This is a genomic window from Rhizobium sp. BR 317, assembly GCF_047445835.1.
In the GTDB taxonomy this organism is placed as follows: domain Bacteria; phylum Pseudomonadota; class Alphaproteobacteria; order Rhizobiales; family Rhizobiaceae; genus Rhizobium; species Rhizobium paranaense.
On record NZ_JARWLB010000008.1, the window covers coordinates 125,713 to 137,659 of the forward strand.

The 11,947-nt window shown below is 59.8% G+C and carries 12 protein-coding genes; 1 reads left to right on the plus strand and 11 read right to left on the minus strand.

All coding sequences use genetic code 11. The annotated features are described in order from the left end of the window. Positions 1–4: 4 nt before the first annotated feature. From QD357_RS14915 to QD357_RS14950, 8 genes are all read right to left on the minus strand, one after another. Positions 5–1,045, minus strand: coding sequence for a carbohydrate kinase family protein (locus QD357_RS14915; RefSeq protein WP_414124513.1), 1,041 nt, complete (start codon positions 1,043–1,045; stop codon positions 5–7). Continuing rightward, complete coding sequence (locus tag QD357_RS14920) at positions 1,045–1,716, minus strand: D-lyxose/D-mannose family sugar isomerase (RefSeq protein WP_414124514.1); 672 nt, start codon at positions 1,714–1,716, stop codon at positions 1,045–1,047. Before QD357_RS14920 ends, QD357_RS14915 begins: the two co-directional genes overlap by 1 nt. Beyond that, positions 1,716–2,870: a Gfo/Idh/MocA family protein gene (locus QD357_RS14925; RefSeq protein ID WP_414124515.1), complete on the minus strand. Its 1,155-nt coding sequence runs from the start codon at positions 2,868–2,870 to the stop codon at positions 1,716–1,718. Before QD357_RS14925 ends, QD357_RS14920 begins: the two co-directional genes overlap by 1 nt. Positions 2,871–2,892: 22 nt before the next feature. Beyond that, on the minus strand, positions 2,893–3,717 hold the full coding sequence (locus tag QD357_RS14930) for a class I fructose-bisphosphate aldolase (protein ID WP_183938472.1): 825 nt from the start codon (positions 3,715–3,717) through the stop codon (positions 2,893–2,895). A gap of 93 nt (positions 3,718–3,810) precedes the next feature. Next, a complete protein-coding gene (locus QD357_RS14935) occupies positions 3,811–4,296 on the minus strand; it encodes a hypothetical protein (protein ID WP_414124516.1) in 486 nt (161 codons plus the stop codon). A gap of 116 nt (positions 4,297–4,412) precedes the next feature. Next, positions 4,413–5,759, minus strand: coding sequence for a GGDEF domain-containing protein (locus QD357_RS14940; RefSeq protein WP_414124517.1), 1,347 nt, complete (start codon positions 5,757–5,759; stop codon positions 4,413–4,415). Between the two features lie 27 nt (positions 5,760–5,786). Continuing rightward, positions 5,787–6,542 (minus strand): transporter substrate-binding domain-containing protein, encoded by a 756-nt coding sequence (locus tag QD357_RS14945; RefSeq protein ID WP_414124518.1) that lies wholly within the window; start codon positions 6,540–6,542, stop codon positions 5,787–5,789. A 147-nt stretch (positions 6,543–6,689) separates the two neighbouring features. Further along, positions 6,690–6,935, minus strand: coding sequence for a hypothetical protein (locus tag QD357_RS14950; RefSeq protein ID WP_183938468.1), 246 nt, complete (start codon positions 6,933–6,935; stop codon positions 6,690–6,692). 241 nt (positions 6,936–7,176) lie between these two features. Between QD357_RS14950 and QD357_RS14955 the strand changes: the two genes are divergently transcribed. Further along, positions 7,177–8,760, plus strand: a complete 1,584-nt coding sequence (locus QD357_RS14955) for a Na+/H+ antiporter (protein WP_183938467.1) — start codon at positions 7,177–7,179, stop codon at positions 8,758–8,760. Between the two features lie 57 nt (positions 8,761–8,817). Here QD357_RS14955 and QD357_RS14960 read toward each other — a convergent pair whose 3' ends face one another. The 3 genes from QD357_RS14960 to QD357_RS14970 all read right to left on the minus strand — a co-directional run bounded on the left by QD357_RS14960 (position 8,818) and on the right by QD357_RS14970 (position 11,822). After that, positions 8,818–9,192, minus strand: a complete 375-nt coding sequence (locus QD357_RS14960; protein WP_414124519.1) for a hypothetical protein — start codon at positions 9,190–9,192, stop codon at positions 8,818–8,820. A 62-nt stretch (positions 9,193–9,254) separates the two neighbouring features. After that, the gene (locus QD357_RS14965; RefSeq protein WP_183938640.1) at positions 9,255–11,270 is read right to left on the minus strand and encodes an SUMF1/EgtB/PvdO family nonheme iron enzyme; all 2,016 of its coding nucleotides are present in this window, start codon (positions 11,268–11,270) and stop codon (positions 9,255–9,257) included. A gap of 129 nt (positions 11,271–11,399) precedes the next feature. Beyond that, the gene (locus QD357_RS14970) at positions 11,400–11,822 is read right to left on the minus strand and encodes a hypothetical protein (protein WP_414124520.1); all 423 of its coding nucleotides are present in this window, start codon (positions 11,820–11,822) and stop codon (positions 11,400–11,402) included. Positions 11,823–11,947: the final 125 nt, after the last annotated feature.

The following is an 11,947-nucleotide window of genomic DNA, read 5'->3' on the forward strand; positions in this document are numbered from 1 at the left end:
CGCGTCAACTCTCCATGTCCTCCAACAGGACCGTCATGTTGGGAATGCCATCTGTGGCGGTCGCGCCCGCAAGGCAATGTGCAGCCGCGCCATGGGCGGCGGCGCAGATATCCTCAACAGGCCAATCCTCATGCAAGCCGTAGAGCACGGCAGCGCAGAAGGCATCTCCGGCGCCGACGGTGCTGACGATATCAGGCGGCTCGACAGGCCGCGAACGCGTGACGATCGGTGAAGCGGCGGGCGCAAACCAGAAACAGATTTCCGGCGCATGGATGATTGCGCCTTTGGTGACGCCCGCCGCAAGCAGGCGTTCGCCCGCGTCCAGAAGCCCGGCCTCGTTCAGATTCCCCTCCGCGTCGCGAACGGTAACGCTCGTTGCCCTGCCCGCCTCTATCTCGTTGATGATCAGGAAATCGCAAAAGGGCAGAGCGACACCCACCTTGGCGGCGAATTCCGGGTCTTCGCTCGAAACGAAATCCACGCAGGTCGCGAGCCCCGCGCGCTGCGCGGCTTCCAGTAGGCGCGATGCCCCCGACCGGCCATCCGGGCCGATCTGGTCGAGCCCGGGCAACAGCATCAGATAGCCAAGATAGAAGAGCCGGTAACCGGCTCTGGCGAAGGTCTGGGGCGAGACGAGCGCATCCGTGACCGCATCATTGGCACCGCCATGGTAGAAGAAAGTGCGGTTCTGGCCAGGTACGTTCATGACATGCGTGTGAGCCGTCACCCGATCGGTAAGAGCCGTCAAGCCGCCGATATTGATGCCTGCGGACAAAAGGCGTGCCTTGACGATCTCTCCGTCCGGATCGGCGCCGATGCATCCCGCCGCCGCCAGCTTTCCGGGAAAGCCGAGGGAGGCGAGGTCGGTGACGACATTGGCCGCCCCGCCGCCAACCCCCAAATCCTGGTGCAGGATATAAGCGAGGTTACCCTGCTCCGGCCAATAGGACAGGGTGTGGACGCGATCGACGATGAAGTTTCCCGCGCAGACGATACCGCCCGGCTTTTGGCTGTCGCGGCTGTGAACCTCCTCCCCGGTTCGCATCAGCCGCCTCCCTCGTTCCATAGGGATCTGAGCGGTGGCTCGTCCTCCTCGATCGCGGCAAAGCGGCCGATCGGTTCCAGAAAGAAGTTGTCGCTATTGTCGTCGTTGACCTGGCTGACTTCGCCGACAAGGACAGGCCCGCCCCCTTTCCTGCCGTAAAAGCGATGATAAAGCCCGGTGCGGATCGTCACGCTCTGGCCAGGCCCGAGAACCAACGGCTCCCATGCGGCAAGCCGGTGTGGCAATCCATCGACCGGAACCGTCACATCATCGTTCAGCGCATGGCCGTCGGTATCGGCGGCGGCGAATTCGATCACGAGATCGCCGCCGGCGCGGTTGATGATGTCTTCCATCTTCGCGGCATGACGGTGCGTCGGCGTCACCTGACCCTCCTCGACGAAGAGCAGCTTTTCGGCATAGGTGCGCTCGCCCTCGACACCGACGATGCCGTTGCGCAGGCAGAACAGCACGAGACCGCATTCGGCGAAGCGGTTGGAGCCGAAATCGGTGACATCCCAACCGAGCTGATGGGCGCGCAGATAGCTTGCGGCCTGCGGACGAGCGGCAAACTCCGCCGCCGTCCAATATCCCCACTCCGGCAGGGACCAATGCCAGCGTTCGAGGGTCTCGCTTGCGCGCCGCAGCGCGGCGTTGATTTCGGAGCGCTTCATCAGACTGTCGCTCCGTCATATTCGACCGAAACGACTGCATCCTCGCGGCCGGATTTCAGAGCGGCCGTCAGCACCGCGTGATGCGCCTGCGCCTCCGCCGGCGTGGCGCAGGCAAAACCGTTGGCATTTCCTCCGGCAAGCTCATCGACGAAGGCCGCCCACATCTGCTGTATGGCATCGGCAAAGCCGAATTCGAAGATCTTGCCGGTGATCGCCGGAAACAGCGAACCATATCCGAGATCCTCGGTGCTCCAGGCCTGCGCGCCGCCATCATAGTCCATCCACTGCCATTGGCGCGGCGACTTCGTGCTGAAGAATGCGCTCTTCTTCATGCCGAGAATGCGAATGTACCAGGTATTGGATTCGCCGGGCGCAATGCGCCAGGTTTTCAGGACCATCGGGAAATCCTGATCCCCGGTGCGCACGCGAGCGCTGATCGTGGCATTGTCCCAGGTGGTGCAGGGCAGCATGCCGCCCTTGCCGTCAGGACGTTCGGTGACCTTTTTGACCAGTTGCGCATGCAGCGTTTGCGGGCGCCAGCCAAGGCGCAGCGGCACATGTAGCACATGCATGCCGAGATCGCCCATGCAGCCATATTCGCCGTTGATATCCGCCATGCGCTTCCAGTTGATCGGCTTCTGCCGGTCGATATCCGAGGAATGCAGGAAGCCCGCTTCGACTTCGAGGATATCCCCCATCTCGCCGCTTTTGGCGAGGGCGATGACCTTCTGTGCACCAGGGAAGAAAGGCATTTCCGACGAGCAGCGGACGAGGAGATCGGGATGCTCGGCGAGCGCAGCCATGATTGCCCGGTTCTGTGCGGCATCCATGCCGAACGGTTTTTCGCCGAGAAGATGCTTTCCGGCTTTCAGGACGTCGATATGGAACTGCCGGTGCAGCACATGCGGGACAGCGCAATAGATCGCATCGACCTCGGGGTTGGCCAGAAGCTCTTGATAGTCGGCAGTGAATTGCCGGACAGTCGGCACGTTGTCCCGGAACCAGTCGAGCAGCACCGTGTTGGTGTCGCAGACAGCGATGATTTCCGGCCGCGCCTTCATATCGGCCAAATGCAACCAGCGCGCCGCGGCGCTCGCAAACTCACGCCCCATCAGACCGCAGCCGATGACGCCGAAGCGGAATATCTTGGTCATGTCTCCTCCTCCCAAGGATACGTCAGGCGAGATGCCGCGAGGCGTCTTCGACGGAAGCCTGCTCATGCACGATCGCCATCAAGGCACGCGTCATACCGCCGGGATTGTTGTGCTGGATGACGTTGCGGCCATAGACGATGCCGCGTGCTCCCTGCTCCATCAACTGCTTTGTGCGGGTCAGGATTTCCTGATCAGAAACGCGACCACCGCCGCGCACCAGCACGGGAAGCCCCTGGGCGATTTCAACCACTCGGTGATATTCATCGACATTGTCGCATGGATCGGCCTTGATGATGTCGGCGCCGAGGTCGGCTGCCTGACGCACCAGCGGCAGGATCTTGTCGATCGCGCCATCGACCATGTAGGCGCCCTTGGAATTGTCCTGCATGACCAGCGGTTCGACCATCAGCGGCATGCCGTAGATCTCGCATTCGCGTTTCAGGCTGTTCACGTTGCGCACGCAGGCGCGATAGACTTCCGGCTGGTCCGGCAGCATCAGGAGATTGACGACGACGCAGGCGGCATCCAGAGCTATCGCCTGTTCGACGCCCCGGTCGATCATTTCGGAAAAGAGCGCCGAAGGCAGCGGGTTGCCATAGATATTGGCAATATCGGTGCGCAGGACCAATGCGGGCCGCTGCTTACCGGGAATTGCCTGCAACAGAGGCGCCGTACCCGGCGGAAGCTGAATGGCATCGGGTGCGGCAGCCGCGATCACTTTGATGGCCGTCTTCATATCCTCGATGCCGGCGAGAAAAGTTCGCTCATTGAACATGCCGTGATCAATGGCGACGTCAAAGCAATTTCCGGACACGCCAAAAAGGCGATTGAGCCGCGCGGATTTCATTCGGTTCCTCCCCCGTATGGTAACGTTTCCATATGAAGCATATGCGGGTCGAGATGGCGAGTCAAGAAATGTGGTAACGTTTCCATATGCCGCCTAATCTCCGATGCGCTGATGGAGGATGCCTTGTTTCATGGGATCGCTGACCGGAAAATTTTGGAACATGCCGGACCGGCATTTGTTCGAGGTCGGAAACAGAGAACATCCAAGGAGAAAGATCATGTTCTTGAAAATCCTGGCAGTGTCAGCTCTTTCCATCGGCCTCGCAACATCAGCATTGGCCCAGCAATCCGGCAATACCGGTAGCGCGTCTGGTTCCGGAACCGGTTCCGGGGCATCGACAACCTCAGGCTCCGGATCTGACAACGGCACAAACAGCACCAATGGCTCGAGCGCCAACACCACCAATGGCAACAATACTAAAGGCACAATTGGCAGCGGCGCCAGCAATAACGGAAAGGCGAATGACTGCAACGGAATGTCGACATCAAAGAACACGACAACGTTGAAGCAGGACGAGGCGGCCAACCCATCAACTTCGTCGAGCTGCCCATAGTCGATGCAGGCAGTGACTAATTCCACTGTCTCATACGCTTTCGAAATGGGGATTGCGCCATTTTGGCGAGGCAATAGCGTATGCCCTGGTGTTTGGGATATCCGCGACGGGATCGAAGATCCCCGCCATGGAGGCCGCAAACTTAACTAGCCTTTGACATGTCGCCGGGCCGCGACGCGACCTGTACGTTGTTGCGGCCGTTTCTCTTTGCGCTGTAGAGGGCACCGTCGGCCGCCGCGACAATTTCCGCCGGCGCATTGCGAGCGTGGTTTGCCACGGCGAGGCCGAAGCTGGCAGTCAGCCGAAGAGATGTCCCGGCATGAGTCTCGATCGAAAGTTCCTGAATGGAACGCCTCAGGCTTTCCGCACGTTCGACCGCCTGCTGCTGCGAGCAGTCTTCCAGGACAACAACGAACTCCTCACCGCCATATCGTGCGACGAGGCTGTCTGCGTGCCAAGGCAAGTTGGTCAGCACATTGGCGACGGCTGCGAGAGCTTTGTCACCGACCAGATGGCCGAACGTGTCATTGACGGATTTGAAGTGGTCGACGTCGATCATGACAATCGCGAGATCGGGAGTGCCGGCTCGCCGGCTCAAGGCCGAGGTAAGATAGTTCTCGAAGGTCCGGCGGTTTGCCAGTCCCGTCAACGGATCCTGTTCCGCCAGGCCATGCAGAATGGCGTTGGTGCGATGCAAGTCATCTGAGACCTGTCCGTAGGCAACGATTGCCTCATCGATCATTGCCAGTTCGGCGATGAGCGGAGCGCGCTTCAAAGAAACGACCTGCTCGTGCTTTCCAATTCGCTCCAGATTATGGATCGCAGCGACAATAGGCGCAGTAAGATGATGTCTCGCAGCGACCAGCAAGGCAGCAGAAAACAGGCTTGGAACGAGCAGGATCAAAATCCATCCGATCTGCATATGACCTGCGCTGCGCTGGATTTCGCGCGCGAGATCGTCGGCGACGACAGCGGCATCGCCGCTTAGCTGTGAAGCCATCGTATCGACGGTGTGCATGGCTCGATCGTAGGCCTGCGTCGTCAGCTTATCGACATCATCAGGATCCATCGTCGCTTCCGTGGCGGATGACGACGGCTGGCCCTCGCGTAAATCGCGGGCCTCCTGACGGAGTTTTGCAATTGTCTTGGTTTCGTCGGCGACTTGCCGTGACCCTTCGATGAGCCGGGCATTTTGATCGAACGAGAAGCCCTGCGTCAGGGCCTGAATCTGCAGTTGGATCTGCCGCTCCAATCTGCGGTCTTTCGCGAGATAGATGGAGCGCAGGAGCGAGGATAGACGTTCGATTTTTACCGCGTTCCGCGTCTGCGTCATGATGAGCGGAATTTGCGTATCACGGGTAAAGTTGGCCTGTGTCTCGATTCTATTCAGCAGGACGAGCGAAATCCCGCCGGCGACCAACGAATAGATGACAACACCAAGCAGAACAAATCGGCCGACGAAGCTGAGCGAGAGCTGGCGCCTTCTCAACCCCTTAATCTCCTCCATACCGATGGCTCAATAGATACTGAAGGGGAAATAGGCATCATTGATGCGATCATAGACGCCATTGAGCTTGATCTGCTTCAGCGCGTCGTTCACCTTCTGAATGAGCGCTGCATTGCCCTTTTTCGCAGTGATGTGCGCCGAGCTTTGAAGAAAGTCGGTGGATATCGGGTCGCCAACATAACCAAAGCGCGCACCTTCCGGCGTCTGCAGGAAGCTCAGAAGCTCGATGGCATCGCCGATCAAAAGGTCAGCCTGATTATCCAGAAGCAAGCGTTGCGCGGCAGGCTGGTCTTTCGTCAGCACCGTCTTGCTGGCCCCATAGGCCTTCTGCAAATATTCCGCCTGAATGGTTCCCGTTGCTGCCGCAATGCGAACGCCAGCGAGTGCTGCCGGCGCACTATCCTGGAATTTTTCCGCGTCGCCTATCAACACCGAGTGAGAGCGATAATAGGGCGCAGAAAACTCCATTTTCTGAGCTCGCTCTTCGGTAAAGGCCATGCTGGCAACGATGAGGTCGTATTTGTCATCCGCCAAACCCTGAATGATCTCCGTCCACGGCACGGCAACGAGCGAACATTCGGTCTTCATCTGCTCGCAGAGAGCCTTGGCGATGTCGACATCGAAGCCGGCGAGATGCCCCGACGTGTCCTTGAAGTTGAAGGGCGGATATGCGCCTTCCGTGGCGATGCGAAGCTGATCGCCCGCGGTTGCCAGGCCAAACGAGCCTGCAAAGAATATGGCAATAAACACAAGCCGAGCGATCATCTGTTCCCCCACGATCGTATTGCGACCATTTTAGGAGGAAACCGATAACAAAGAATGATAACGCCCGGTCAATTTCGACGCTTCGGGGCAAGCGCAGCAACGGCATCAGATCGCCGTGTTGCCTCCTTCAAACTCCGTTCCGGAGGCTTATGGCAGATAGCCGGCCGGTAGGAGTCCCTCGAACCGGCCACTCTCGATTGCAGAGCGCATATCCTTGAACAGCCGCGAGACGAGGCGCGGGCGCGATCCTGGCCTCTCGTCGATCAGCACGACGGACATCTTCTTTATCTCGATCGTAATCGTGCGTGCATCGTCTTGCCGACGAAAATTCGATGCATTGAGCGAATGGAATCCATTCTGCGCCGCCCATGCGGCTATCATGTCCGCGTTCATAACTATCCTGTTTTAAGGAGATCGGGCGGACGCCTTCAGCCGTTGTCCTGCCTTTGCGAATCGCCTCTTGATCTGAGGAATACCTCGACTGAATCGCCGGAATCCAGCCGAAACCCTTCGCGCTGCGAATTGCCCGGCGGGTGTTGCGAGAAAGACTCACGCGCCATGGCGTTTGGGCGATTGCGTTTCGACGAAACGCGCTTTGTAATAGAGCCATCATAGCAAAAGTTGTATCAGGCGCATGGACCCCACACATTTGTTCGAACTCGTTATCGGGATGTTCGTGGCGATCATCGCGCTGCATTACGCCGCCCACAGGTTCGGGCTACCGCCGTCCGTGGCCTTGCTTGCCGGTGGCGGGTTGCTCGCCTTCCTCCCGGGTCTGCCCACGATTGCCGTCGACCCCGGCCTGGTGCTCGTCATCTTTCTTCCGCCACTGCTCATGGACGGAGCCTGGTTCATTCCTCTGCGTCCACTGCGCCGTCACCTGATCGGCATTGCCTCGCTCGCCATTGGTGCGGTGTTCTTCACATGCGCCGTCTTGGCTGTGGTGACCCATCTCCTGTTTCCATCGTTGCCTTGGGCGGCATGCGTCGCACTCGGTGCGATCGTTTCGCCGCCTGACGCCATTTCCGCCCGCGCAGTCCTGCAACGAGTAAAGTTGCCCCGGCGCCTGCAAATCCTGCTCGAAGGCGAAAGCCTGCTCAATGATGCCAGCGGCCTGGTGCTCTTCCGCCTCGCCGTCGCGGCCGGTGTTACCGGTGCTTTCAGCACAGTCGATGCGGCGGGGAGCTTTTTGCTGTTGGCGGCGGGCGGTGCCCTCGTCGGCATCGTCGTTGGAACAACCTGGGTCCTGTTTGTGAGGCTGCTGCGCGACGAATATCTGATGATCGCCGCGACAACGGTGCTAGCTTGGACCTCTTATCTGCTCGGCGAGCAAATCCACGTTTCGGGCGTCATCGCAACAGTAACCACGGGACTGATTGCGAGCTGGCATCAGCATACAGTGCTTTCGGCCTCGATACGCATGCGCGGCACGTCGTTCTGGACCGTGATCATCTTCCTTATGGAAGCCGCGGTTTTCATCTTGATCGGATTGTCGCTGCGGGGCGTTGTCGATCGCGGTGGCGGCTTTGGCGTAGTGACCGCAACGATGGGAATGCCGATCCTGGTGATCTTGATTGCACTCACCCTCGCGCGCTTCGGCTGGGTGTTCGGATCCGACCTCGTGATCAAACTTTGCAATGTCTTGGGGCTCGATCGATACACGCCGCTCGGTGCCCGCGGCGTCACTGTCATAAGCTGGGCCGGCGTTCGTGGCGTCGTCACGCTGGCCCTGGCGCTGAGCGTGCCCGAAGGCTTCCCTGGCAGGGATTTCATCCTGGTGACCTCATTCGCCGTCATTGTCGGAACCGTGCTTATTCAGGGGACGACGCTTGGGCATGTGATCGCCTGGGCAAGGCTCAGCGAGCCGGAGTCGGAAAAGGCGCGCCTCACCATGAGCCAAGCCGAAGCTGCCATGGCCCAAGCGCAATTTGCGACCGTCAAGGGCCTCGCCTATGACAGTGACGGGAAGCTCATTCATCCGCAATTGCTGGAACGATATCAGCGCAGGTCAGTGGCGATCGTCGATTATGCGGCGCGCACGGAACAATACTCGCCTATGCTCCAGGCCCATTTCGATGTGGTTCTCGAAGCGGTTGCCACGGGGCGTCGCGAACTCATCCGGCTCCACCGCGCCGGCGATATTGATGACGAGACGTTGCGCGAACTGGAGCGAGACCTAGATCTCGAGGAGTTAAGCGCCATCTCCGCCAAGTCCTAACGGCAGGCGCAAACTTCGTTTCAGTCTACGGCCCAAACGCTGGACGACATGCCGCGGCTATGCGGCAGGCGGCTCTCGTCTCTTGAAGACCAATTTGATCGCACCGTTGCCGCCCAGCTTGCCGCCGCTGCCAAAGACGCGGACCTCGCCTTCCGAGCTGATCTCCACCGAGAGCTCGACCTCGTCGAGCGTCAATGCCAGCCTGCTTAGCGGCTGATCGAAGACATGTTGCACGACCTCGAGCAGGTTGGTCATCTGGTCCTTCAGCGCATCCGCACCGATGCTGACCGCCTTGAGCGGCGAGCCCAGGATGGAACCGAAACCGCCACCAATATCGTCGCCGCTGCGTGCACCCTGGTCGCCTATGATCGGCCCGGTCGTGAAACCAGGCGAGGACGCTGCATCGGTAATGATCGTGATTTCCCTGTTCATGTCGCGTGCTCCTGTCGTGTCCCGTCAACGGATGTGCATCGGAAAATTCATCGGCATGCCGCTCAAACTTCGCAGACCACTCTGAAACCGACCCGCCCCTCCCATCCCGTCAGGGTTTCCTTCATCCAGTCCCGATAGGCCGAACGGCAAATCGCCGGGTTGTGCGAGAAGGAACCGCCTCGAAGCACGCGGACGGAGGATTTGGGATCGACAAAGGGCCTGCCGTCGCGCGGTATCGATCCAAGATCGGGATTCCAATTGTCGAGACAATGCTCCCAGACATTCCCGTGCATTTCAAAGAGGCCAAAGCGGTTCGGCGGATACGATCGGACAGGCTTCGTCGACCCATAAAAGCTGCCTTGCGGCCCCGTGGCATAGGCGCCATCGGGATAGGCGACATCGGCATAGCCGGCGCTCGATACGTTCTCACCAAAACTCATGCCGCACACCGCGCCGCCGGTGCCGCAATAATTGGCGAGCGCCGGCGTCAAGGTCGGTCCGAAATGAAAGGCCGTCGTCGTATCCGCCCGGCAGGCACGCTCCCATTCGGCTTCGCTCGGCAGCCGAATGACGCGTTCCGTCAGATCGGAGAGCCTGGCGCAGAATTCGGCCGCCTGTTGCCATGTGACAGTTTCCACCGGGCGGTCGTCGCCAGGAAAGGAGAACGGCGCTGCCGATAGCGAAATGCCGATCTGCCCGGGATGAGCCGCGAGCACGGCACGCCATATCCTTTGGGTGATCGTCGTGCGGCTGACGGCGATGCGGCCGATGGTTACGTCGATCTGCTGCTCAAATTTGCCGACGCGGAGGAGTTCATCATTTGGCGAACCCATTTTGAAAGTAGCGGACGGCAGGATGCTGAATTCGACGGCGTTGTCGACGTCGATGGGCTGGCTGAAGGTTTCGACACTCTCCCAACGCGTATCGAGCAGCTCGCCCTTGTCATCGACGGTCGTCACTGGCACCGTCTCGGCGCGTATGGGCGACGGGCGCAACGTTCCTCGGCTGCGAAGCAGCCAAGCTCCCGTCCCGACCGCGGCAAGAACTCCCGTGGCACCGGCCCCATAGAGAAGCGCCCGTCGCGGTATCCTCGGAAGAGCGACGGCATTTCCTCTGCTTGCGGTCTCCGGACGCGGTTCGGCGACGCCGGGATTATCGCCGCCATCGGAGTCGCGCTTTAAGGTAACGCGCCTGATACCCTCTCTGGTCTGTGCATCTGCCGGCGCGACGGCGTTGATGCGCCACCATAATTGCTCGGCCTCGGCAAAATTTCCGTTTGCCTCGGCCTCCAGCGCTTCGAGCTTCAGCGGCTCCAAGTCCTCGGGCAACGCGAGTGCCGGAAGCAAAATGAAATTGCGCTTGGACAGCGGCTCGACAAAGGTCGAGGGCGTTTGGCGAGGCTTTCCATATTTGCGGCATAGGTCCGGGACAGCGAATTTCAGATAATTGTCCAGCCGCTCGACCGTCGCGCAATTCTGCTGGCCTTCCATTCCGAGGCCTTCGAGCAGTCCGTAGGTGAAAGCGCCATGGCGAAGTTCGGAGATTTCATAGGAGAATTCCGAGGGGCTGCAGGAGCAGATGGTGACGGCGCCCTGCTGCCTGTCGAGACCGAGGCCTTCACCGTCGCGCGCACCTTCGTTACGACAGGCATCGAGAAGCAGGATGACATTGTCTGCGCCGCTGCGTTTCAACCGCTCAGCGACGTGATGCACCGAAATTGCCGTTTCCTCGACATTGCCGGGATCGGCATCGATCGGCAGCAAGTAGTCCTGATCCCGATCCCGCCGCCCGTGACCGGCAAAGAAGAACCAGAGATTGTCGCTTGGCCGAAGGAAGCGCTGTTCGAAACGCACCCTCAAGAAGCGCATCAGATTGCCGAAGGTCGGACGAGACTGCAGCGGGCTTCCGAAATCCGAAGGCAGCGGCGGCGCGTCCTCCGCGAGAAAATAGACTCGGTTGAAATGGGCGGTCGTGCTGAAAAAGTCGCTCATCGCTTGAGCATCTTGTTGAGCGTACTCGAGCGGCCTCAAATTATCGTAGCGATTTATCCCTATGCAGATCGCCCAATTCTCACTCATGCCCGCATTGCCCGCCCCATAGCCAATGTCGACCGATGCAAACAGCAGTTCCTCATATTCCCCATCGAGACAGCCACCCGGCAGCGCCGCCACCGGTTTTTTCGTATCGGCGTCTCCCGGCCATCTGACTCACTTCATATTGCCGCTGCCACTACCGCCCGAACTGCTACCACCCATATTGCCGCCGCTCGTGCTCCCCGTGCCCGAGCCGCCGCCCATGTTGCCGCCGCCACTCGTGCTGCCGCTCGAACCGGAGCTGCCTGATCCGCCGCCGTTACCGCCACCTCGATTTCCATGGCCGCTCCGCTGTGTTTCCCCCGTCGGGCTATTTTGAGCCGGCGACGACGCCCAGGGCCACATGAACGGTTTGCGGACATATTGGCTGTAGAGAATGATGGGGCCCGTTGCCCGATCGGCGGCAGACTCCGGAGCCCTGATGGGATCGGCGAAGATGACACGTCCGGAGGGAAATTCGTAGGCACCCGCCTCCCCTGCGCCCAAACCGGAGCCGACAATCGCCGTCATTGCCAAGATCACGCATAAGTCGTTCATCGCGACATCCCCAATCTGCGTGAGAAAATTATAATATACAAAACCTCCCCTTGCACGACGAAACACAAACCACGCTCAAAGGTACTCGCGCGAATTGGCTACGGTTGGGAAACGCGCTCAGGCTC